This window comes from Amphritea sp. (genome assembly GCF_048266285.1).
Taxonomy (GTDB): Bacteria; Pseudomonadota; Gammaproteobacteria; order Pseudomonadales; family Balneatricaceae; genus Amphritea.
Genome location: NZ_JBLWZV010000002.1, coordinates 117,093 through 141,712, shown reverse-complemented (window position 1 = coordinate 141,712; position 24,620 = coordinate 117,093). Strand labels below are relative to the sequence as shown.

Sequence of the window (24,620 nt, the reverse complement as noted above, 5' to 3'; positions counted from 1 at the left end):
GGACTAACTTTTCAGCAAGTCTTCTCCGCACAGGCCATTACGCTCGACTATCTCACGTAACTTACGCAATGCTTCAACCTGTATCTGTCGCACCCGCTCACGGGTCAAACCGATCTCTTTACCAACTTCTTCTAAGGTACTCATCTCGTAGCCCCGAAGGCCAAATCGACGAGATAACACTTCCGAATGCTTTTCCGGCAACATACCAAGCCAGCCTTCCAAGTTACCGCTGATATTAGATTTCTGCAGCAATGTTTCAGGGTCGGAAGATTCCTCATCGGCAATGGTATCCAACAGCATCTTGTCGGAATCTTTACCTACAGGTACATCAATTGAAGTCACTCGCTCGTTCAGACCAAACATCTTCTCGACGTTCGCAACAGGCTTATCTACGGCAGCGGCTATCTCTTCAACGGTGGGTTCGTGATCGAGCTTCTGAGCCAACTCACGGGCTGCTCGTAGATACACATTTAGCTCTTTCACCACATGAATCGGCAAACGGATAGTTCGGGTCTGGTTCATAATAGCCCGTTCAATCGTTTGTCTTATCCACCAAGTTGCATAGGTAGAAAAACGGAAGCCTCGCTCTGGGTCGAATTTTTCCACCGCACGGATCAAGCCGAGATTTCCCTCTTCGATTAAATCAAGCAGTGTAAGCCCACGATTGATATAACGTCGGGCAATTTTCACAACCAGACGTAAATTACTTTCAATCATCCGCTTGCGAGAGGGCTCATCCCCTTTCAAGGATAGCCGAGAAAAATACACCTCTTCTTCGGCGGTAAGCAACGGAGAAAAGCCAATCTCGTTGAGATACAACTGGGTTGCATCGAGGGTTTTAGCACTTAGCAGATCGTTGTGGGCCATACTCCCTTTGCCCCGTCCGCTATTGAGGAATTTAGGTTCGTCCTTAGTTTTAGCCAGATCTGTTTCTTCTACATCAACTGAAACTGCATCTAGCCCCTGCTCATTATTCTCTACATTTACCATTGTGTTAATCCCGAGTAACTTAGTTATTATTGCTTTTTATTAGTTACTGCTTAGTGATAATCGATTAAGTGCTCATCTTTTACGCGGCAGATACAACATTGGATCAACAGGTTGGCCATCTCTGCGGATCTCAAAATGCAGCATTGTTCGGGCAGCTCCACTATTACCAATTTCGGCAATTTTGTCACCTATTTTCACCTTATCATTTTCTTTCACAAGAATGCGACTGTTATGCGCATACGCACTCAGAAATTTCTGATTGTGATGGATAATGACAAGATTTCCATAGCCTAACAAACCACTACCGGCATACACCACCTTGCCCGATTCTGCCGCAAAAACAGGCTCACCTTTACGACCAGCAAAATTGATACCTTTGTTTACTTTACCTTTATTGCTGAAACGCTGAATAATCTGGCCCGATGCGGGCCAACGCCACTTTAGCGCACGCGCCGTCACTGGTTGAGGTGAGAGTTTGACCGCTGGCGTCACTTTTGGTTTTGCAGAGGGCGCAGGGGCTGCTGTCTTTTTAACCACCGCTGGCTTAACCGGCTTAGCGGCAACAACCGATGCCGTTTTAACACTCGACTTCGTTTTTTTCTTAGGAGATGAAGCAGTAACGGGCTTGGCTTGGGGTTGGTCCGGGCTAGCCTTAAGTGAGAGCACTTGGCCGGGATAAATCTTATAGCGATTACTAATATTGTTATGGCGCGCTAATTCTCTGAAATCGAGACCGTAACGAAAGGCGATGGAGTAAAGCGTATCACCTCGGCGGACACGGTACTGATCCGGTGACTGACTACTGACTACCTTAACCGCTTGGCGACCACCGATAGAACGTTCATCAACCGGAGTATAGACGCTGGTAGAGCTACAGGCAGACACCATCAAAACAACGAACAACAGTGCCGTCGTTATTAAGGTCTCTGCAGGAGCTCTCACCATAATCTATTCCTTAGCGGCCTGAAAGCGCTCCATGACTACCACAATTGCAACGCCCACTAGCGTCAACCCAAACGCCCAAAGCAAAAACGACGGCTGACCGGTGATACTCTCAAAGTGCCACGGCAACAAATTATCTTGCAACAGCGGCACCTGCTCACCATGCCGATTAATGGTATAGGAGAGGGTATATTTCCACGGCCACACTTTATTCAATGAGCCAAGCATAAAACCAGCCAAAAGCGCCAATGTAACTTGGTGGTGATGACTGAACATCCAGCTTAGCACGCGGGAAAAACTCATAATACCCACGATACAGCCGAGCATAAACAAGCCGATGAGTTCGAGATCAACGCCTTTAACCGCCGCTAAAATATGTGCATACATACCCAGCAGAAGTAAAATAAAACTACCCGAGATGCCCGGTAAAATCATCGCACAAATAGCAATAGCGCCGGAGATAAAGACCATCATCGCGGTTGGCTCAACACTCACAGGCGCAATACTAGTGACCCAATAGGCAATGATAGAACCGATAATAAAACTCGAAACTAAATTCATATCCCATTTTTCAATATGACTCATCACCAGCCACACCGATGCTAGGATTAAACCAAAAAAGAACGACCACAACAAAATCGGATAATTGCTCAGCAAAAACAGTACACCACCCGCAATGGTCGCAATGCTAGTCACAATACCCGCTAGTAGTACTAACAAAAAGCTGCCGTTCACCTGTCGCCAAAACGCCGCGGGGCCCTGCTTAAAGAGCACTTTAAGCGCCGCAGGATTAAACCCTTTAATGGTATTGATTAGCTCTTCGTAGATGCCAGTGATAAAAGCAATAGTGCCACCCGATACCCCTGGCACAACATCGGCTGCCCCCATCATGGCACCTTTAAAAAACAGCCCTAAATATTCTCGCGTTGTACGCGTTGTGTTCATGTAATATTCCGTAACAATCGTCGGCTAGCGTACAGTGCCACTCAAGAGAGGCACAAATTTAACCCCTTCGAGTACCGAGGTTTCATAGTCTGTTTCTGAGACCCTAATAACTAATTTAAGTTGCTGATTCTGTGTGCCACCCACCGGAATAACCAAACGTCCACCCACCGCTAACTGTATTAACAATTCGGGCGGTACTTCTTCCGGTGCGGCCGTGACCATAATGCCATCGAACGGCCCACGCTCAGCCCACCCCATACCACCATCACTGTGTTTTAAAGACACATTGCGTATTTTCAGTAACGAAAAACGCTGTCGCGCTTTCTCCTGCAAAGGCTTAATACGCTCAACACTAAATACTTTATCAACCAATTGTGCCAGAACCGTGGTCTGATAACCCGACCCAGTACCCACTTCGAGTACTCGTTCACGGGGACCATCGGCCAATAAGATCTCAGTCATTCGCGCAACAATATAAGGTTGCGATATCGTTTGATTAAAACCGATCGGTAACGCAGTGTCTTCATAAGCGCGATGAGACAGCGCTTCATCAATAAAAATATGCCGTGGGGTATTACCCATTACATCCAATACTTGCTGATCAGAGATCCCCTGATCTTTCAGCCGCTGTACCAGCCTGCTGCGGGTGCGCTGGGACGTCATCCCAATCCCCTGCAACTGCAACTTATTCACTCTGCATCCTCTAACCAATTACCCAGATTATCCATGCTGGAATACTGTGTCATATCAATATTTAGGGGGGTTATCGAAACATAACCGGACTTAACGGCAAAAAAATCGGTACCTGGACCACAATCTGCCGCAGCACCGGCACCCGCAATCCAGAAGCGCTGTTTGCCTCGCGGATCAAGGGACTCAACCGGCGCATCCGCCATCACCCGATGACCTAAACGGGTTACATGAATGCCTTTTAGCTGATCTAGCGGTAGATCAGGAACATTAACATTCAGTACCGTTCGTGGCGCCAACACCAACCCCGGGATATCGTTAATAATCTTACGCACCACCTCTGCGGCAGTATCGTAATGTACTGGGTTACTCCCCTCCAACGACACTGCGATAGGAGGTAGATGCAGATGCCGCCCCTCCATCGCGGCTGCAACCGTGCCAGAATAGATCACATCATCACCTAGATTACAGCCGCAATTAATCCCGGAAATCACCATATCGGGACGCTCACTGTAAATCCCACCCATTCCTAGGTGGACGCAATCCGTCGGCGTGCCGTTAATACCAACAAAGCCATTTTGATGACGATGTGACTCAAGCGGGCGATCCAGCGTCAAGGAGTTACTCGCACCGCTTCGGTTGCGATCCGGAGCAACCACAACGATCTCGGCATCTTGCGCTAGTATTCTCGCCAGCGCTTCCAGTCCCGGCGCGTAAACACCGTCATCATTCGATAATAATAATCTCATTATTCTGCCTCTGGCTCGGGTTGACCCGATGCCGACACAACCTGCGCCAACTCACGCAACACGCTGGTTGCAAAACTTCCTGCTGGCAGATCAAAAGCCAACAAGAATTGATCTTCAGCCTCTTGCTCAACCTCTAGATGACCCGGCATCAAACGAGTTGAGCGCCGCTCTTGATTCAAACCTAAACGCTCCAGCCCTTCAAGCTGTTCCTGCCAAGGTTTAAGCTGTTCAACTTCCCAAGCGGCCGCATCGGCGCTACAAATTGACCGACCTCGACCCCACATCGCCGCAGTAAGATGCAGATCACCCGACTCTAAACGGCTCAAGATCGTTGCATCTTCAGCGTCAAAGGGAAAACAGCTTTGACTACCATTGATCATCAGCACATCGCCAGGCATTGGCTGCGCAAAAACAGACTGCCCAATACGCTGCGACACCAATTGATTAAACATAAATGAACGAACAGCTGAGATATAGAGACCTTTTTTATGCCGCTGCCGCTCTTTCAACTTACCCGCGATCAGCAGCGCGCCTTTAGTCAGGTTGCCGCCGTGGTGACCAAAGCGCTGCTCACCAAAATAGTTTGGCACGCCCGCACGAATCTCTTCAGCACGACGCAGCAAAGCGGCAGGCTCAATCACTTGACGTAAACGTATCTGAAAACGATTACCCCTCAGGCTACCCAATCGCAGCTTTCGGGTATGCTTTACCGCTTTAAGCACTTTAATGGTATCGGTCTCGAACAGAGACCAGGTTAACGGTGAGCGACCCGGCAAGTGCACACTAAACCACTGTTCGGTGATCGCATGACGATCTTTCTTGCCCGCATAGCCCACTTCTTTCGGACTTACCTGACAAAAATGCGCCAATTGACGGGCCACCCAATCGGTATTCTCACCAGTCTTACGGATATAAAGAAACACGTGATCGCCACTGCCTTCCGGCTCAAACGAGAGATCCTCTATGACCCTGAAATCATCAGGTTCAGTTCGAATAACCGCACGACTGGCAGGCTCACCGTATAAATAGTTTAATTCAGTTGGAAAGTTCATTGACGCTAGGGGTTCCGTGGCTGACCGCTATCGGCCGGTGGTTTACCTGGCAACGCGGGAACCAATTGAAAGAAGGACTCACCCTCTTTCACCATTCCCAGCTGATTTCGGGCTCGCTCTTCTAGCGCCTCCAGTCCTTGCTTAAGGTCTTTAACCTCGGCATCTAACTGATGGTTACGATTCACCAGAAGGTCATTTTCAGCCCGTTGCCGTTCGATCTCCTGCTGTAATGCTTGCACATCGCCGAGATTAGCTTCGCCAAACCATAGTCGATATTGCAGGCCGATCAAACAGATCAACAGCAGTAACGATATCGAACGAAATAAACTCAAACGAAACACAGCCTAGCAGCACTCATATTCTATATAGTCAAAAAAGGGGGCGTTAAGCCCCCTAGTATTTCACAGATCAGTTAAAAGTTAACCCTGACCTTTAATTTCAGATAAACCGTTGTAAACAGCGCCGGCACCCAACTCTTCTTCAATGCGCAGTAAACGGTTGTACTTAGCGACACGATCAGAACGACACAGTGAACCCGTCTTAATCTGACCGGCTGCCGTACCCACCGCCAAATCGGCGATAGTAGTATCTTCTGTTTCACCGGAACGGTGGGAGATAACCACGGTAAAGCCAGCATCCTTCGCCATCTTAATCGCATCCAGTGTCTCAGACAGAGAACCGATCTGGTTGAATTTGATTAAGATTGAGTTACCGATGCTCTGCTCGATACCCCGGCTCAGAATTTTGGTGTTAGTAACAAACAGATCATCCCCGACTAGTTGAATCTTGTCGCCGATCTTCTTCGTCAGATACGCCCAACCATACCAGTCAGACTCATCCAAACCATCTTCGATAGAAACGATAGGATAGTTTTCGGTCAGTGCAGCCAAATAATCACTAAAACCTTCAGCATCAAAGATTTTACCTTCCCCTGAAAGATCATATTTGCCATCTTGGTAGAATTCAGACGCTGCACAATCGAGTGCCAAGGTAACATCTTTACCTAATTCATAACCGGCATTAGAGATCGCTTCTTTAATAACCACCAGTGCTTCTTCATTAGATGCAAGGTTAGGTGCGAAACCACCTTCATCACCGACGGCTGTACTCAGGCCTCGAGCTTTTAGGACCGCCTTCAAAGAGTGGAAGATCTCAGCACCACAACGCAAGCCATCGGAGAACTTAGTAAAGTTAACCGGCTGAACCATAAACTCTTGAATATCGACGTTGTTGTCCGCGTGCTCGCCACCGTTAAGGATATTCATCATTGGCACAGGCAATGAGAACTGACCCGCAGTACCGTTAATCTCAGCAATATGGGCATAAAGGGGCATCCCTTTAACCAGTGCAGCCGCTTTAGCCGCCGCCAGCGAAACCGCTAGAATCGCATTCGCCCCGAGGTTTTCTTTGTTCTCAGTGCCATCCAGCGCCAGCATCGTATTATCTAACGCACGTTGATCCGTCACATCCATACCAATCAACGCATCACGGATAACACCATTAACAGCCGCTACGGCCTTCAAAACACCTTTACCCAAATAACGGCCTTTATCACCATCACGCAGCTCCAATGCTTCGCGGGAACCGGTAGACGCTCCGGAAGGTGCGCAGGCAGAGCCCATTATACCGGAAGCCAAAATTACATCGGCCTCAACGGTCGGGTTACCACGGGAATCAAGAACTTCACGGGCTTTAATGTCAGCAATCTGTGCCATTGACTAAACTCCAAAAATGATAAGTATTCTTTATTTTTCAAGATCTGCGTAAGTTAACGCTGCCTCGATGAAGCCGCTGAATAAACCGTGGCCATCCCTTGGGGTAGAGGTAAATTCAGGGTGGAACTGACAGGCAACAAACCACGGATGATCCGGCGCTTCCACAACTTCAACCAGTTCACCATCGACAGAGCGTCCAGAAACAACCAGACCCGCCTCTTCAAGCTGAGCAACATAATTGTTGTTAACTTCATAACGATGACGATGACGTTCTTTAATTTCAATAGAACCATAAGCCTGATAAGCAGTTGTACCCTCTTTCAGGGTACAAATCTGAGCCCCCAAACGCATGGTGCCGCCCAAGTCATCGGTATAGCCGCGAACTTCCTTCGCGCCCTCTTCTGTCATCCACTCGGTGATCAGACCGATCAAGGGTGAAGTGGTATTTGCATCAAACTCGGTACTGCTCGCATCAGTGATGCCAGCAACATGACGTGCATATTCAATAACCGCCACCTGCATACCCAAGCAAATACCAAGATAAGGAACCTTGTTTTCCCGAGCATACTTAACCGCTGCGATTTTACCTTCGACCCCCCGTTCGCCAAAACCACCCGGCACCAGAATCGCCGATACATCTTCTAACAAATCAACACCGTCGCGTTCGATCTGCTCAGAATCAATATATTTGATATTTACTTTAGTACGCAGCGCAATACCGGCATGAGAGATCGCTTCAATCAGCGACTTATAGGCATCCAGCAGCTCCATATACTTGCCGACCATCGCGATAGTCACTTCACGATGCGGATTAAGCTTCGCATCGGAGACCCGATCCCATTCGGTCAGATCCGCAGGCGGGCATTCCAGATTAAACTGCTCAATAACAATCTGATCCAGTTTCTGTTCACTCAACATGCGAGGGATTTTATAAATACAATCAGCATCAGGCAGAGAGATAACCGCACGCTCTTCCACATTGGTAAACAGAGACAGTTTACGACGCGAAGAGATCGGCAGAGCAAAATCAGAACGACACACCAGAATATCAGGCTGAATACCGATCGAACGCAGCTCTTTTACCGAGTGCTGAGACGGTTTTGTTTTGATCTCACCTGCTGTGGCGATATAAGGCACCAGCGTCAAGTGCATAAACATGGCTCGACGGGCACCCAGTTCAACGCGTAGTTGACGCACCGCTTCCATAAAGGGCAACGATTCGATATCACCGACCGTGCCGCCGATTTCAACCAGGGCGATATCCGCATCACCAGAGCCTTCGAGTACACGGCGCTTGATCTCATCGGTAATATGCGGAATAACCTGCACCGTACCGCCAAGATAGTCACCACGCCGCTCTTTACGCAGCACGTGCTGATAGACACGCCCCGCAGTAAAGTTATTGCGCTTCGACATAGTCGTGCGGATGAAACGCTCGTAGTGACCTAAATCCAAGTCAGTCTCGGCGCCATCTTCGGTAACAAATACCTCACCATGTTGAATGGGGCTCATCGTCCCGGGATCTACGTTGATATACGGATCCAATTTCAGCATGGTAACTTTCAGCCCCCGGGCCTCAAGAATTGCTGCAAGTGAAGCGGATGCAATGCCTTTCCCCAAAGAGGAAACAACACCGCCTGTGACGAAAATATATCGCGTCATGAGGAACCTGTATCTGGTCGTGAAAAGTGAGTCGTGCTGTTCAAAAAACAGCTACTAAAGATGGGGCTACAGGGTATCAGAATCACCCTGAACAGACAATGCAGTTGGCTGCCATTTCAACGCAAAACCATGGCCTTTTTTTTCACTCTGCCAATCTTCGCAGAGACAGATTCCTGGCAGCGCCACAATCTCATCACCGACCACACACACCGGCCAGCTATTTCGTTGCCACGCAGGGATCTTATGTTCCTGAAATAGCTTCTTCAATGAGCACGACCCGCCACGCCCTAATGGTCTGCAGCGATCGCCATCGCGCCGGTTGCGTACCGTCACTCCCGCTAGCGACTGCAACCCCGTCACACCCGATTCACAGCTGACCTCTAAGCAGCCTTGGGTAATCTGCACTCCATTAAGTGACAACGGTCGATGACCCCACTGAACGGCCTCAAGCGCGGCTTGCAACAACAGCACTCCTTGATACCGCCGTAACTGCAGCGCTCCAAAGGACAGCTGCGGCTGCCGATCATCAGCGGCATTGATCAATTGCGTGACCGCTCGCAATTGCGTCTCACCGAGGCTAACACCCACTCGACGACACCAATAACGCAGCAGATTATGTCGCCGCCGCTGACTCAACCCCATTAATCCTTGGCAATCCAGCCCATCACCGCTGGCCACCGATGCCATATCCAATGTGGCAAGATCATCCAGTAATTGCTCAGACTCACGCATGTGTCCCGCTGTAGCCGCCCAACGGTGAGTAAAACCAGGCCAACGCTGGTGTAGTAACGGCAGAATACGATGGCGAAGAAAATTACGATCAAACGAGGGATCACTATTGCTAGGGTCTTCAACCCATTGCAACTGTTCGGCTATCGCCCAGCGATGTAATGTCTGGCGAGAAACTGCCAATAACGGCCGAAACAAACTTGCTTGCCCTAACAGTCGACGCTGGGGCATTCCTGCCATCCCACGCACGCCTGTCCCTCGCAAGAAGCGAAACAGTAAGGTTTCGGCTTGATCATCCAAATGATGTGCCAGCAGCAGACAATCACCCGGCTGTAAGATATTGTCAAAAGCCTGATAACGCGCATCGCGAGCGGCCCGCTCTAAGCTCGCACCATCTGCGACAATAACCTGCTGCTGATAAAAGGGGAGATTAAGCGAAGCCACTAAACGACTACAGAAGGCAGTCCATTGAGCTGATTGGGCTTGCAACTGATGATCAATGGTCACCACCAATAACTGTGAGGCCGGCAAAGCTCTCGCAGCTAAGTGTAATAACACCACCGAATCGAGCCCCCCGCTTAAACCGATCACCCAGCGCTTTACCTCGTGGGGATGGTTTTCAAGCTGCTGATTAAAGTGACGCTGTAAGTCTTTCATAACGATCTATATACCAGTCTTTCACCATACTGACAGGCAAAAAAAACCGCCGATTTAACGACGGTTCCGATGTTACTGGCTAATGCCGTAGGACATCAAACGCTGATAACGTCTTTCAATAAGCTCGTCGGTCTCGATATCGGTCAATCGCTCGAGCGTTTCCAGCAGATGCTTTTTCAGGTTAGCGGCCATCAGTGCATGGTCACGGTGAGCACCACCTAACGGTTCATCGACGATTTGATCGACCAGACCCAACGCATGCAAGCGATCGGACGTTAGACCCATCGCCTTCGCGGCATCCGGTGCGCGGTCGGCACTTTTCCACAAAATAGAGGCGCAACCTTCTGGCGAAATCACCGAGTAGGTTGAGTATTGCAGCATCATCAATTCATCACATACACCAATCGCTAATGCGCCACCGGAGCCGCCTTCACCCACAACGGTAGCAACAATCGGTGTATTCAGGCGGGACATCGCCGCGAGATTAAATGCGATCGCTTCTGATTGCCCACGCTCTTCGGCATCAATACCCGGATAAGCCCCCGGTGTATCAATAAACGTCAGAATTGGCATCTTAAAACGCTCGGCCATCTCCATCAAACGCAATGCTTTACGGTAACCTTCAGGACGAGGCATGCCGAAATTACGACGTACTTTTTCTTTAACTTCGCGTCCTTTCTGATGCCCAATCACCATCACTGGGCGACCTTCAAGCCGTGCAATACCACCGACCAGCGCTCGATCATCAGCAAAATGACGATCCCCATGAATCTCTTCGAACTCATCAAAGATCATGTCTACATAATCGAGGGTATACGGACGCTGAGGATGACGGGCAATCTGCGAGATCTGCCATTCACTCAGGTCACTAAAAAGCGACTTCGTCAGTGTACGGCTTTTCGCCTGTAACTTTGAGATCTCTTCCTCAATATTCAGTTCATTGTCATCGCCAACCAGACGCAGCTCTTCAATTTTTGCTTCTAGGTCTGCAATTGGCTGTTCAAAATCCAGATAATTGGGATTCATGTATTGATATTCCGTAAGTTCGCTTCGTTCCGGCCGGGACACAGTAGCAACAGAGATCAGCCGACGATAAAAAAGTTGGCCTAATTCTACCCTGTGTCGCGATCAAGAACCAGCCTGAATCAGTAGCTAATCTTGACTGCATCGCCACCAAATTGATCTTTCAGTTTGAGCAAAAGCTCATCCGTTGGTTGCACCTGCCAGGCATCGCCAAGACAGAGGGTTGCTGCCGCATCTTGGCTTTTATAGCGTAACGCAACTGGCATAGTGACTCGCCCTTTATGAGCCTCAAGCAGTGATTCAAAAGCCCTTAAGGGGCGATCTTTCAACTGCACAGCATCACAATCGATCTCTATATGTTGTCCATACCGAGCCCGACACTGGGTTATATCGATAATTTTATTACCGCGCACCTTAAGCTTATCGGTGCCCGAATAGCTATCGATGGTAATTTCACCCTCGATCAGCAGTATGGCATCTTTATTCAATAACGGTCGATATTCATCGTAGGCCTCACCAAATAGGGATATCTCGATGCGGGAGGTTCGATCATCCAAGGTAACAAAGCAGAGCGAATCACCTTTCTTAGTTTTCTTGACCCGCACATCCACCACGAGCCCCAACATCTTCTGTTGCTGTCCCCGCTGCGGCACTAGCTCGGCAATTCGACGCGTAATAAAGTGCGGTAGCTCGGCTTCATACTCATCAATAGGATGACCGGTCACATAGAGACCTAGGGTATCTTTTTCACCCTGCAGACGCTCTTTGTCAGTCCACTGCCGCAGCTTCATGTACTCAGCATAGGGATCTCGAGGCTGCTCGGCTTCGACCTCACCAAACAGGTCGAACATTCCAGCACTCTGATTGCGCTCAGACTGATCTGCCGCTTTAAGCGCCTCGCCAATCGCCGCCCAAAGCTGAGCACGATCCGGCCCAAGGTGATCCAACGCGCCTGAACGGACCAAGGCTTCCAAAACTCGTTTATTAAGTTTTTTACTACCCACTCGCTTACAGAAATCGAAGATATCCTTGAACTGACCACCCTCATCGCGAGCGGCCACAATGGCTTCTATGGGCCCTTCACCCACGCCTTTGATTGCCCCCAAACCATAAACAATTTCACCCTTATCGTTAACGGTAAACATGTATTCACCCCAGTTAACGTCGGGCAGCACCAAGGGCAATTTCATGGTGCGACACTCTTCGATAAAGATCACCACCTTATCGGTGTTCTGCATATCGGAAGACAGTACCGCCGCCATAAAAGGCGCTGGATAATGAGTTTTCAACCAAGCGGTCTGGTATGACACCAAGGCATAGGCCGCTGAGTGGGATTTGTTAAAACCATAACCGGCAAATTTTTCCACCAGGTCGAAGATATTCCCAGCCAAATCTGGATCGATGCCATTCGCCGCAGAACCTTCCAAAAACGAGCTTCGCTGCTTCGCCATCTCTTCGGGCTTTTTCTTACCCATCGCTCGACGCAGCATATCTGCACCACCGAGGGTATAACCGGCCATCACCTGGGCGATCTGCATAACCTGTTCCTGATACAGGATAATGCCGTAGGTAGGCTCCAGTACCGGCTGCAGGCTGTCTAACTGGTAATCTGCATGGGGATATGCCAGCTCAGCTTGACCATGTTTTCGTAGAATAAAGTCATCAACCATTCCCGATTGCAGCGGCCCCGGCCGAAACAGCGCTACCAAGGCGACGATATCTTCAAAACGGTCAGGTTTTAGACGACGCACAAGGTCCTTCATACCACTGGATTCGAGCTGGAACACCGCGGTGGTTTCCGCCGACTTGAGCAACTCAAAGGTCGCGGGATCTTCCAAGTCAATTAGAGCAATATTCAGCGGTTCTTCACCGGTTTTGGCCCGAATACGGTCGATGGTTTTCACCGCCCAGTCCACGATGGTTAAGGTACGCAGCCCCAAGAAGTCGAACTTAACCAGTCCGGCCTCCTCCACATCGCTCTTATCAAACTGGGTCACCAAGCCATGACCAAATTCATCACAGTAGGTAGCGGAGAAATCGGTCAACTTAGTTGGTGCGATGACCACACCACCGGCGTGCTTACCCACGTTACGGGTCAGGCCTTCCAACTTAAGGGCCATCTCCATAATTTCTTGCGCTTCTTCGCTAGATTCGACGAACTCCTTCATCAAGGGTTCTTCAACCATCGCACGGGTCAGGGTAATACCCACTTCAAACGGAATCAGCTTAGACAGTTTATCTGCCAAGCCAAAGGGCTTACCTTGCACACGGGCTACGTCACGCACCACCGCTTTAGCGGCCATGGTACCAAAGGTGACAATCTGCGATACCGCATCTCGACCATAGGTCTCAGCCACATAGTCGATCACGCGGTCGCGGTTATCCATACAGAAGTCAATATCGAAGTCAGGCATCGATACCCGTTCAGGGTTAAGGAATCGCTCGAATAGCAGATCGTATTCTAGTGGGTCTAGATCGGTGATTTTCTGCGCATAGGCGACCAGTGACCCCGCACCCGACCCTCGACCCGGGCCAACGGGCACGCCGTTATCCTTGCCCCACTGAATAAAGTCCATCACGATCAGGAAATAACCGGGGAAACCCATCTGGGTAATGATATCGAGCTCAAATCGCAACCGTTCTTCATATGGACGACGTTTTTCCACGTAGTCTGGATCATTCTTATCCAGCAGAATTTCCAGCCGATCTTCCAGGCCTTTCCAAGACACCTCCGCGAAGAACTCATCCATCGTTACCCCTTCAGGGATAGGATATTTCGGTAGATAATAGGTCCCCAGATCCAACTCAACGTTACAACGCTTAGCAATCTCGACGGTATTGGTAACCGCCGCAGGTATATCGCTAAACAGCTCAGCCATCTCTTCAGCCGTTCGCAGATATTGCTGATCACTATAATGCTTCGGCCGATGAGGGTCTTCGAGTGTGCGTCCTTGGTTGATACAAACGCGTACCTCATGGGCCTCAAAATCTTCCGGGCGTAGAAACATCACTTCATTGGTTGCCACCAAGGGGCAGCCCGTGTCATGGGCTAACTGAACCGTTGCATGCACACAACTTTCATCACCGGGGCGACCAGTACGCTGAATCTCTAGATAGAAGCGATCAGGAAATACGGCTTGCCACTGCGCCAGAACAGCATGGGCAGAATCGTTATCAGCTAACGCCCGACCTATTTCGCCATCTTTAGCACCGGACAACGCGATCAGTCCCGCAGAGCGCTCCGCAATCCAACCTCGTTTCAACAGCGCTAGCTCTGGCTGAATATTTTGACCTTTCTCATAGGCCAGAGAAATCAACTCCATCAGGTTACGATAACCCTGATCATTCATCGCCAATAGCGTCATTCGATGAGGCGTACCCTCAGGGTCCGCGTCATTTTCGATCCAAATATCAGCCCCAAAAATGGGTTTAATACCTGCACCGGTGGTGGCTTTGAAGAATTTAATCAAGGCGAACAGGTTAACCTGATCCGTAATAGCGATCGCCGGAATCTGCTGCTCTTTCGCCACATTAACCAGTTCTTTAATACGAACAAGTCCATCAACCAGTGAAAACTCGGTATGCAGACGGAGATGTACAAATGCCGGATCAGTCATTTCAACTCGTTTAATCAATTATGTCAGTGTTTAACGCTAGTCGCTCAGCCACCGGTTTGAAGCTGCGACGGTGCTCAGGCAGCGGGCCTAATCGACGCAGTTGTTCCATATGCAGGGCGGTTGGATACCCTTTATGCTTAGCAAAACCATAACCCGGATGACATTGGTCCAATGCCACCATTTCCCGATCACGATAAACTTTTGCCAAAATTGAAGCAGCACTAATTGCGGGCTCTTTTAGATCCCCCTTCACAATCGCTTGCGCTTCACAGGGCAAACCCGGCGGACAACGATTACCATCAATCAAGGCAAGGTCAGGCGTCACACTTAAGCCCAATACCGCCCGCTGCATCGCCAACATGGTCGCATGCAAAATATTTAACTGATCAATCTCTTCGGGACTCGCCCAAGCGATCGACCACGCCAGCGCACGCGCTTGAATCAACGGAAACAGCTGTTCACGTTTTTTCTCAGATAGTTTTTTCGAGTCGGTTAAGCCTTCGATGGGTCGACTAGGGTCCAAAATGACCGCTGCCGCAACCACATTACCGACTAACGGGCCACGCCCTACTTCATCAACCCCCGCAATCAAACGTGCGGCCGACGAATTAAGCCTCTGCTGTGCCATCTTGCCCCCCGTGGGATGCTAATAAGCGCACGATTGCATCGACGGCCTTTTTGCTCGCATCTTGACGCAACTGCTGATGGATCTCGCTAAAGCGCTGCTTTAACTCACTCCGCCCATCACTATCGATCAAGGCCTGCTCAACGGCGGGGCCTAATATCTCTGGTCGCACATCATTTTGCAGAATTTCTGGCACCAGCGGCGCATCCGCCAATAAATTGGGCAACGAAATATACTCACTACTAACCAAGCGAGAGAGAATTCCATAGGTCAACGGTGCCATCCGGTAGGCCACCACCATAGGCTTCTTCAATAACAACGCCTCCAAAGTTGCAGTCCCCGACGCGATTAACACCGCATCGCACGCCGTTAATACTTCACGGGAACGTTTTAGAACCAACACAATGGGTAGATCACTGTATTGACGATCAATCAATTCGCTTAGATGATCATAGCGCTCTTGATTCGCCGCCGGCACGACAAATACCAGATCAGCGTGCCGTTTCAACAACCAACGTGCCGTATCTAAAAAAGGCTCAGCTAAATATTTAAGCTCGCCACCACGACTACCGGGCATCAGCGCCACTATCCGTTGACCATGGGGGAGTTTAAGATCGGAACGAGCGGCACTCTGATCAGGCTCAAGGGGAATCATATTGGCTAAAGGATGGCCGACAAATTCTACCAACATACCGTGACGTTGATAAAATTTTGCCTCAAAGGGGAACAGGGTCAGCATTAAATCGGTCGTTTTAAGTATCTTAAACACCCGCTTACTACGCCATGCCCAAACGGAAGGACTAACGTAATGCACAGTAGGAATACCGGCTTGGCGTAATTTACCTTCTAGATTTAAGGTAAAATCAGGGGAATCGATACCAATAAAGATATCCGGCGGTTGCTGGATAAAATGCTTTACTAGGGCTTTACGAATGCCAAGCAACTCTCTCAGTCGACCCAACACCTCAACCAGCCCCATGACCGACAAACGCTCCATAGGATGCAAACTGACACAGCCTTCAGCCTGCATCAATTCACCACCAATACCTTCAACCGTTATCTCGGGAAAACGATGATTAAGTTCAGCCAGAAGCTCGGCACCCAGAATATCACCGGATGCCTCACCGGCAACGATACCAATACGCAGGGTACTCATATCCTAACGAATGATGCCTCGAGTTGAAGCCTTGAGTGAATCGGACAGTAGCTTGATCTCAGGAGTATCAATGACTAGCCGTTCCAATTGTGAAATCGCCTCATCAAGTTTCAACCCCTGACGGTAGATGATTTTATAAGCACGCTTGACATTCTGAATCGCAGCGGGCGAGAAGCCGCGGCGTTTCAAACCTTCAGCATTGATACCATGGGGCTGAGCACTATTACCATTGGACATAACAAACGCCGGAATATCCTTAAGCACCACGCTCCCTGCACCACACATACTGTGCGACCCAATCAAACAAAACTGATGCACAGCAGTGAAGCCACCGAGAATAATATGATCACCGAGATGAACATGCCCTGCCAAGGCGCAGTTATTCGCTAGAATATTATGATCACCAACGATGCAGTCATGGGCAACATGCACGTTAGCCATAAAGAGGTTATGGCTGCCAATGATAGTAATACTGTTATCTTGAATCGTACCCCGGTGAACCGTGCAACCTTCTCGAAAGACATTATTGTCTCCGATTAACAGCTCGGTGGGTTCACCGTTATACTTTTTATCCTGACAGTCTTCGCCAATACTAGCAAACTGATAGATATGGTTATCAGAGCCGATTTTTGTCGGCCCCTTAATAACCACATGGGAATGAATTTTGGTCCCAGGACCGACCTCAACGTTAGGGCCGATAACAGTCCATGGTCCCACTTCAACATCATCAGCCAGACGGGAGGACGGGTCAATAATGGCCGTGGAGTGGATCAAATCTACACCTTTCTATCTGCGCAAAGAATGGTTGCTGAACTGGCTATTTCACCATCGACGGTAGCACGGACATCAAATTTCCAGATACCACGCTTTTCTGAAATAATCTTCGCTTCCAGCTGCAGCCTGTCTCCAGGTACAACGGGACGCTTGAAACGTACTTTATCAGAACCGACGAAATAGTATATTGAACCATCTTCCGGGGTTTTTTCCATGGTTTTAAAGCCCAGAATACCGGCAGCCTGCGCCATTGCCTCAATAATGAGAACGCCTGGCATCACCGGATGATCCGGAAAATGGCCGTTGAAGAAGTTCTCATTCACAGTGACATTTTTATAGGCAACGATTGACTCACCCGGGACCAACTCAACCACTCTGTCGACCAGAAGGAAGGGGTAGCGGTGAGGTAAATATTTGCGGATCTCTTTTACATCCATCATCATTCAGGCTGACCTTCAGTATGCTGCTTTACAAATTTCTCTAAACTTTTAACCCGACGAGATAGTTCGTCCAAATGACGAAATCTCACCGCATTTCGCTTCCATTGCTGATGCGGTTCCATCACTGTACCTGATGAAAACGCTCCGGCTTCCAAGATCGACTTACTGACCATGGTCATCGCCGTAATGTGGGTACCATCGGCAATGCTTAGGTGCCCAGCGATACCGCAAGCCCCTGCGATAGTACAGTTTTTACCTATCCGAGTGCTGCCCGCGATAGCCGAACAAGCCGCTATCGCCGTATTATCACCAATATTAACGTTATGACCGACCTGAATCTGATTATCAAGAATCACACCATGCCCAATCACTGTGTCATCTAAAGCGCCTCGGTCGATCGTCGTATTAGCACCCACTTCAACACGATCGCCTAATCGAACACCGCCTAACTGATATATCTTAAGCCATTCACCCTGATTATTGGCAAAACCAAAACCATCCGCACCGATCACAGCACCACTATGAATAACACAGTTAGCACCTATTACAGTCTTATTGTACAGGGTTACATTCGCAGCAATACGAGTATTTTCACCGATCACACAATCGGGTCCAATAACACTATTCGCACCGACCTTCACTCCGGCACCAATAACAGAACGCGCATCAACCATTGTATGCGGACCTATGGCCACACGCTCGCCAATAACGGCAGAATCGCTGATCACCGCCAACGGGCTAATAACACTTTCAGCCTGCTGCTCGCAAAACAATGCCGTTGCATGAGCATAAGCGATATAAGGGTCTGCCACTACCAAGGCAATTGATGATACGTCATCCCGATGCTCAGGTCGCACTAATACAGCACCAGCCTGCGACACTGATAAGTGTTGCTGATACCGTCCGCTATGCAAAAAAGACAGCTGATGTTCAGTGGCCGACTCAAGCGTTCCGATACCATCGATCAGATGATTCGAAACAACCGTCTCTGCACCTAGCAGACCTGCCAGTTCAGACACGGTAAAGCGTGGCTTAGCCATAGATCACTTACTTCTTATTCAGTAATTCGACAACCCGAGGAGTAATATCGAGTTCTGGCTTCGCATAAATCGTGGCTTGTTTATTCACCACTAAATCATAACCTTCGCTTTTGATTAGATCACGAATAACGGCATCGAGCTTAGGGCGCATATCTTTCAAAAACCCCTCTTCACGGGCACGCTGCTTCTGCTGCAACACCTGACCTAAGCGCTGATATTCACCATAAGCTTTCTGAAATTGAACACGCTGCTGGTCTTGTACCTCTTTTGACTGAGTACCCGCACCTTTCTGAATAGCATCTTGAAGTTTCTTTGCCTGCCCTTCCAACTCTAACAACTGCTTTTGTTCACTGCTAAATTCAGTTTTCAATTTTTCACGAAACGTATCAGCGGCCTTACTGCTCAGCAACGCTTGCTGCACACTCAGGGTGGCTACTTTTTCAGCCATCGCATTGAAGCTCAGCACTACACCGAGAATAACTACCAGTGGTCGAAACATTTTTTTCTCCTTAGAACGTTTTGCCAAGTGCAAACTCAAAGAATTGCTCATCATCATCTTCTTCAGCATTCAATGCTTTAGCTAGAGCAATAGAGATCGGTCCAATCGGGGTTAACCAACTAAAACCGAAGCCGGTCGAATAACGCAAGTCTCCAAGATCAATACCGTTTTCACAGTTACTACTCACAACAGGGCAATCTGTTTGAAAGACGTTACCGGCGTCAACAAAGAATAACGTTCGCATGGAACTCGAATCTTTTATAAAAGGTACGGGGAAGATCAACTCGGCACTCAGATCAAGCGCCACATTACCGCCAAAGGGATCATCGTTAGAGTCTTCTGGCCCTAATGAGTTCGAGTCAAACCCTCTCACTGAGCTTAAACCGCCGCTATAATAGTTCTTAAAGAATGGATACTCATTGTCGCTAAGCTTACCCGCAAAGGCTACACGACCACGCAAAGAACCAATCAAACCCTCTTTATTTGCCGTTAACGGCATATAGATACGGCCTTTATACTGTTCTTTATGATAGGACAGGTCACTACCGGGAATACCAATCTCGATAGATGCACTCTGGGAATAACCATTCGTTGGGAAAACTTTCCGGTTTAGGTGATTATCACTCCACCCTAAACTCACATTAAAGATTTGGTACTCATCACCTTCGTTTTGAATAAACTCATAAACTTCCTGAGATGTTGTACCCGAAATGGTTTTAACCTTTACCCCCTCGTAGTTCAATCCGAAGTTCAAGCGCTGGTAATCATCCATGGGGTAACCAAAATTAACGCCGGCCCCAATAGTATCTGTGGAGTAGTTACTTATGTTTTCCTCTTCATAGTCCGTTTCACGAGAGTAAATATTATAACCACGGCTCACACCATCAACAGTGTAATAAGGTTCAACGTAACTAAATTTATATTCGGTCACGGTATCACTCTGAGTAATACCAAAGCCGACACTATTACCCGAACCTAAGAAGTTTTCCTGTTCAACACTCAGATTCAGAATACCACCACTGGTCTGGGAGAAGCCCACACTGGCAGTAAAGTTACCGGTATTGTCTTCGATAACACTGTATTCCAAATCAACCAAATCATCAGTTCCCGGCACAGGTACTGTCTCAACATTGACATCTTTAAAATAACCGGTTTGATCAATTCGCTGCTTCGAACGCTCTATCGCAGCAGAAGAGACGAGTCCGCCTTCTAACTGAGACATAGAACGTCGAGCTACCGCATCTGCAGTTTTGGTATTACCTTTAATAGAAACGCGGCGCACATATGTCTGTTTACCCGGCGCAACAAAGAACTGTAAGTTAACGGTATTATCATCATTAACCTGCGGCACTGGGCTCACATTAGCAAAAAGATAACCTTTATCTCCTAGCTTACGAATCAACGCTTCCTGAGACTCTGTCATTTCACGACGAGAAAACGTTGTCCCCTCAACGACGGTGATCGCATCCAGTAATTCTTGTTTATCAACGACTAACTCACCGGCCACAGAAACACCTGCGACAGTAAACTTCTCGCCCTCCGTCACACTGACGGTGATATAAACGTGTTTTTTATCAGGTGACAGGGAGACCTGCGAGGAATCAATAGCAAAATTGATATATCCACGATCGAGATAGAATGAGCGCAAACGTTCTAGGTCACCAGATAATTTTTCCCGAGCGTATTTATCTGAGTCACTAAAAAAATCCCAGAAACCTGGGAGTTTTAGAGAGAAATCGTCTTTTAACTCTTCATCACTAAAGACCGTATTACCAACAATATTGACATGCTGAATGGTGGCTACTTTGCCCTCTTTAATATCAATATTCAGTGCTACTCGGTTTTCACTCAGCGGCTCAATTTCCGCTTGAATATCAGCACCATAACGCCCCTGGCCCGCATATAACCGCAGCAGATCCTGACGAATCTTATCCAATGTCGCACGCTTAAACACGTCTCCTTCGCGCAGCCCATTTTGCTTCAGGCCGTCCAGTAGAACATCATCCTCTATGACTTTATTACCCTCAAGACGAATAAGGCTAATAGCTGGGCGTTCCTGCACATAAACCACCAGTACATTACCTTCACGAGCAATCCGGATATCATCAAAATAACCGGTACGAAATACTCGACGGGTCGCCTCAGCAATATCCCCTTGATCGACGCTTTGCCCTGAATCAATATCAAGGTTACGAAGCACCAAGCCTGGTTCAACTCGTTGCAACCCTTTCAGGCGCACGTCGTCGACAGTGAATGATTGTGCCACAGCGACCGATGTATAAAGGGCCAGGGAAAAAAGAAGTCCGAATCTGATCTTCATGTACTGGTTCTTATATTAAAAGAGAAAATTTAAAGTCGCATTAGATCATTAAAAATAGCGACGCCCATAAGCGAAAACAAAACGGCCATACCTAGCCTTAAGCCAACCATCTGTACCTTCTCAGATACAGGTCGCCCCCGAAACAACTCAACTGCATAATACAACAGATGACCGCCATCCAACATTGGAATTGGCAAGAGGTTAAGAATACCAAGACTAATACTCAAATATGCTAAAAAGCCAGCAAAAGCTTCAACGCCCGAAGCCGCTGAAGCCCCGGCCACTTTAGCAATGGTTATCGGCCCACTCAAGTTTTTTACCGATAAGATACCTTTGAGCATTTTCCAAATAGAATCAAGCGTTAGGCTAATCATCTGCCACGTTTTCGAAACCGCATGACTAATCGACTCAAACACACCATAACGAACCTGACGCAGCATCTCTGGAGGCCAGGCAACCGCCGCTACTCCAGCGCCTATATAGCCAACGACCCCACTCTCTTCAAGCTTATCTGCCGGGGTAATATTCAATGACAATGGCTGACCATTGCGCTCCACTGTCACATCCAGTGTTTGCCCCGGGTGCTGACGCACGATCGTCACTAACTGTAGCCATTCTGATACTGGCATATCATCTATTGCTGTCACTTTATCACCGGCCAGCAAACCGGCCTTACCCGCCGCCCCCTCAGGCACCACTTGACCAATCACCGCTGGATACACCGGACGAAACGGCTGAACACCCAAGGCCGACAACGGACTCTGCGTTTCAGGATCAAAATGCCAGCCCTTCAAGTCAAGTCGATATTCCCGCCGAGCACCATTGACACTTTGGCGCGCCTCTAATGGCACAATAGTTGATTCACCGATATAGGTTGCCAGTGCTAGATTCACATCATCCCAAGAATGGGTCTCGCGGCCAGCGACCGACATGATTTCAAACCCTACCTGCAGGCCTGCCTGCTCAGCCACACTCGCAGCAGTAACACCACCAATCACCGGCGCAACTTTTTCAACGCCCGAGACAAACATTGCCCAGTACACGAGTACCGCAAAAATCAGATTAACCACTGGCCCAGCCGCCACGATAGCAATACGCTGCAATACGGGTTTACGGTTAAATGTTTGATCTAACAGCTCGGGATCGACATCGCCTTCCCGCTCATCTAGCATCGAGACGTATCCGCCCAAGGGAATCATAGCAATAACATATTCAGTATCTAGCCGGTCACGCCAGCGTAGCAGCGGCTTACCAAAACCAACAGAAAATCGTAAAACTTTAACGCCACAACGCCGAGCCACCCAAAAGTGACCATACTCATGGATCGTTACCAGAATACCGAGGGTAACAATCAGCGCCAAGACAGTATTAAGAATATCCATCATTCCTCAAATCAACTTATCGACAACAGATGCAAACAGAGCACAAATACAGGAGCGGCCGCCGTAATACTATCAATCCGGTCTAAAATACCGCCATGCCCAGGTAATAAACGACTACTGTCTTTAATGCCTCGATGTCGCTTCAACATACTTTCAAACAGATCGCCCAAAACAGAAGCGACACCCGCTAACATCGCTATCAGCATCAGATAGACTCCTGTAAGCAGATCAAGTTCAAGATAGATAACAAAACAGAATGAGATAACCGCACATGATGCCAATCCGCCCCACAGACCTGCACGGGTTTTGCCCGGGCTTACGTTCGGTGCCAGCTTTGCTCGCCCCCACGTTTTACCCGCAAAATAAGCACCAATATCGGCACCCCAAACAAGCAAAAGCAACATCAGCAACAGTACCACACCGTTAGACTGGTGCTGCAAATGAACTAACGCCATCCAGCTCGAGGTTAACACCAGCACGCCAATCAACGACCGCTGCCAAACCGATTGCCAGTCACTCGCAAGGGGGTAACGCACCACCCAAAAGGCAGCGATCAGCCAAAAAAGAGCGGTTAGCCAAAGAAAATCAGCAAAGTCAGCATTCGGTGAGTAATAGTTCAGTGCTGCAATTAACGCTGCAATCAGGGAAGTATATGCAAGTCGAGCGGTCGCGGGAATCAGACCGGACAGATTAGCCCATTCCCAAGCACCAAGTAAGATAATACCGGCGACAAACAACTTAAAAACGTCAAAGCTGGAGAGAAAAAGCCCCGCCAAAACCACCGGAGCTAACAGGACTGCGGTCCAGATTCTCTCTTTAAGCATTCTCAGCCTCTATCTGTTCACTGGTTTTACCAAAGCGTCGCTCGCGATTAGCGTAGCTTTCAATCGCAGCACTCAGTGCAAATTTATCAAAATCAGGCCATAACAAATCACTAAAATAGTATTCGCTATAAGCCATCTGCCAAATTAAAAAGTTACTAATGCGCTGCTCACCCGCCGTCCGAATACACAGATCAGGAGCCGGCTGATCATTCAAACAGACCATCGAACCTAGCAGGTCGGCATCCAGTTGATCAGGGGTAAAATGTCCGTCAACGCACTCCTGAGCAAAGCGTTGTGCTGCCTGAACAATATCCCATCGACCGCCATAATTGGCCGCAACATTGATCATCAATCCGGTATTCGCGGCTGTTAACTGTTCAGCTTTATCAATTTTCTTTTGTAACGAGCGGCTAAAACGGCTTTTATCACCGATAACCCGCATCCGAATATTATGCTTATGAAGCTTCTTAACTTCACGATCAAGCGCTAACGCGAACAGCTCCATCAACCCTTTAACTTCAAGAGGTGGTCGCTGCCAGTTTTCGCTACTGAAGGCAAACAGAGTCAATACTTCAACACCCAGCTCCGCACAACCGCGCACAACACTGCGAACACTATCAACACCTGCCCGATGGCCGGCAAGACTTCCCTTACCATTCTTTTTTGCCCAGCGGTTATTGCCATCCATGATGATAGCAATATGACGAGGAACAGATCTGCCTGCAGGCAAGCTGAGTTGTAATTTTTCAGACATATCAGTTGCCGGCAGCCGCAGCCGCCGGCTATTCC

22 protein-coding genes are annotated in these 24,620 nt (G+C 48.6%); all 22 read right to left on the bottom strand.

From position 1 onward, the window contains the following. Positions 1–3: 3 nt before the first annotated feature. The 22 genes from rpoS to uppS all read right to left on the bottom strand — a co-directional run bounded on the left by rpoS (position 4) and on the right by uppS (position 24,585). Positions 4–990, bottom strand: a complete 987-nt coding sequence (rpoS, locus tag ACN0T0_RS04225; RefSeq protein WP_417223656.1) for an RNA polymerase sigma factor RpoS — start codon at positions 988–990, stop codon at positions 4–6. A gap of 72 nt (positions 991–1,062) precedes the next feature. Beyond that, the gene (locus tag ACN0T0_RS04220; protein ID WP_417223654.1) at positions 1,063–1,935 is read right to left on the bottom strand and encodes a peptidoglycan DD-metalloendopeptidase family protein; all 873 of its coding nucleotides are present in this window, start codon (positions 1,933–1,935) and stop codon (positions 1,063–1,065) included. Positions 1,936–1,938: 3 nt separating this feature from the next. Then, positions 1,939–2,877, bottom strand: a complete 939-nt coding sequence (locus ACN0T0_RS04215; protein ID WP_417223652.1) for a DUF368 domain-containing protein — start codon at positions 2,875–2,877, stop codon at positions 1,939–1,941. 24 nt (positions 2,878–2,901) lie between these two features. Beyond that, entirely contained in the window at positions 2,902–3,540 is a 639-nt protein-coding gene (locus ACN0T0_RS04210; RefSeq protein ID WP_417224014.1) for a protein-L-isoaspartate(D-aspartate) O-methyltransferase, read from the bottom strand. A gap of 26 nt (positions 3,541–3,566) precedes the next feature. After that, positions 3,567–4,316 carry a 5'/3'-nucleotidase SurE gene (gene surE / locus ACN0T0_RS04205; protein WP_417223651.1) on the bottom strand — a complete coding sequence of 250 codons (750 nt, stop codon included), beginning with the start codon at positions 4,314–4,316 and terminating at the stop codon, positions 3,567–3,569. After that, positions 4,316–5,368 carry a tRNA pseudouridine(13) synthase TruD gene (gene truD / locus ACN0T0_RS04200; protein ID WP_417223649.1) on the bottom strand — a complete coding sequence of 351 codons (1,053 nt, stop codon included), beginning with the start codon at positions 5,366–5,368 and terminating at the stop codon, positions 4,316–4,318. Before truD ends, surE begins: the two co-directional genes overlap by 1 nt. Before the next feature lie 5 nt (positions 5,369–5,373). Then, complete coding sequence (gene ftsB, locus ACN0T0_RS04195) at positions 5,374–5,700, bottom strand: cell division protein FtsB (RefSeq protein WP_417223647.1); 327 nt, start codon at positions 5,698–5,700, stop codon at positions 5,374–5,376. 87 nt (positions 5,701–5,787) lie between these two features. Next, positions 5,788–7,083, bottom strand: a complete 1,296-nt coding sequence (gene eno, locus ACN0T0_RS04190; protein ID WP_417223645.1) for a phosphopyruvate hydratase — start codon at positions 7,081–7,083, stop codon at positions 5,788–5,790. Between the two features lie 30 nt (positions 7,084–7,113). Continuing rightward, positions 7,114–8,745 carry a CTP synthase gene (locus ACN0T0_RS04185; RefSeq protein ID WP_417223643.1) on the bottom strand — a complete coding sequence of 544 codons (1,632 nt, stop codon included), beginning with the start codon at positions 8,743–8,745 and terminating at the stop codon, positions 7,114–7,116. 66 nt (positions 8,746–8,811) lie between these two features. After that, positions 8,812–10,131 carry a tRNA lysidine(34) synthetase TilS gene (gene tilS / locus ACN0T0_RS04180; protein WP_417223641.1) on the bottom strand — a complete coding sequence of 440 codons (1,320 nt, stop codon included), beginning with the start codon at positions 10,129–10,131 and terminating at the stop codon, positions 8,812–8,814. Positions 10,132–10,203: 72 nt separating this feature from the next. After that, the gene (accA, locus tag ACN0T0_RS04175) at positions 10,204–11,157 is read right to left on the bottom strand and encodes an acetyl-CoA carboxylase carboxyl transferase subunit alpha (RefSeq protein ID WP_417223639.1); all 954 of its coding nucleotides are present in this window, start codon (positions 11,155–11,157) and stop codon (positions 10,204–10,206) included. Positions 11,158–11,276: 119 nt separating this feature from the next. After that, on the bottom strand, positions 11,277–14,771 hold the full coding sequence (gene dnaE / locus ACN0T0_RS04170) for a DNA polymerase III subunit alpha (protein ID WP_417223637.1): 3,495 nt from the start codon (positions 14,769–14,771) through the stop codon (positions 11,277–11,279). Between the two features lie 10 nt (positions 14,772–14,781). Further along, complete coding sequence (gene rnhB, locus ACN0T0_RS04165) at positions 14,782–15,399, bottom strand: ribonuclease HII (protein WP_417223635.1); 618 nt, start codon at positions 15,397–15,399, stop codon at positions 14,782–14,784. Next, the gene (lpxB, locus tag ACN0T0_RS04160; RefSeq protein WP_417223633.1) at positions 15,380–16,552 is read right to left on the bottom strand and encodes a lipid-A-disaccharide synthase; all 1,173 of its coding nucleotides are present in this window, start codon (positions 16,550–16,552) and stop codon (positions 15,380–15,382) included. Before lpxB ends, rnhB begins: the two co-directional genes overlap by 20 nt. 3 nt (positions 16,553–16,555) lie before the next feature. Then, positions 16,556–17,326, bottom strand: a complete 771-nt coding sequence (gene lpxA, locus ACN0T0_RS04155) for an acyl-ACP--UDP-N-acetylglucosamine O-acyltransferase (RefSeq protein WP_417223632.1) — start codon at positions 17,324–17,326, stop codon at positions 16,556–16,558. 2 nt (positions 17,327–17,328) lie between these two features. Then, positions 17,329–17,769, bottom strand: coding sequence for a 3-hydroxyacyl-ACP dehydratase FabZ (fabZ, locus tag ACN0T0_RS04150; protein WP_417223630.1), 441 nt, complete (start codon positions 17,767–17,769; stop codon positions 17,329–17,331). Further along, on the bottom strand, positions 17,766–18,806 hold the full coding sequence (gene lpxD, locus ACN0T0_RS04145) for a UDP-3-O-(3-hydroxymyristoyl)glucosamine N-acyltransferase (protein ID WP_417223628.1): 1,041 nt from the start codon (positions 18,804–18,806) through the stop codon (positions 17,766–17,768). The genes fabZ and lpxD overlap by 4 nt, the downstream gene beginning before the upstream one ends. Before the next feature lie 7 nt (positions 18,807–18,813). Further along, positions 18,814–19,305 (bottom strand): OmpH family outer membrane protein, encoded by a 492-nt coding sequence (locus tag ACN0T0_RS04140; RefSeq protein ID WP_417223627.1) that lies wholly within the window; start codon positions 19,303–19,305, stop codon positions 18,814–18,816. 10 nt (positions 19,306–19,315) lie between these two features. After that, positions 19,316–21,625 (bottom strand): outer membrane protein assembly factor BamA, encoded by a 2,310-nt coding sequence (bamA, locus tag ACN0T0_RS04135; protein ID WP_417223625.1) that lies wholly within the window; start codon positions 21,623–21,625, stop codon positions 19,316–19,318. Positions 21,626–21,654: 29 nt separating this feature from the next. Then, the gene (gene rseP, locus ACN0T0_RS04130; RefSeq protein ID WP_417223624.1) at positions 21,655–23,007 is read right to left on the bottom strand and encodes a sigma E protease regulator RseP; all 1,353 of its coding nucleotides are present in this window, start codon (positions 23,005–23,007) and stop codon (positions 21,655–21,657) included. A gap of 11 nt (positions 23,008–23,018) precedes the next feature. Further along, on the bottom strand, positions 23,019–23,831 hold the full coding sequence (locus ACN0T0_RS04125) for a phosphatidate cytidylyltransferase (protein WP_417223622.1): 813 nt from the start codon (positions 23,829–23,831) through the stop codon (positions 23,019–23,021). After that, positions 23,824–24,585: a polyprenyl diphosphate synthase gene (gene uppS / locus ACN0T0_RS04120; RefSeq protein ID WP_417223621.1), complete on the bottom strand. Its 762-nt coding sequence runs from the start codon at positions 24,583–24,585 to the stop codon at positions 23,824–23,826. The genes ACN0T0_RS04125 and uppS overlap by 8 nt, the downstream gene beginning before the upstream one ends. Between the last annotated feature and the right edge of the window lie 35 nt (positions 24,586–24,620).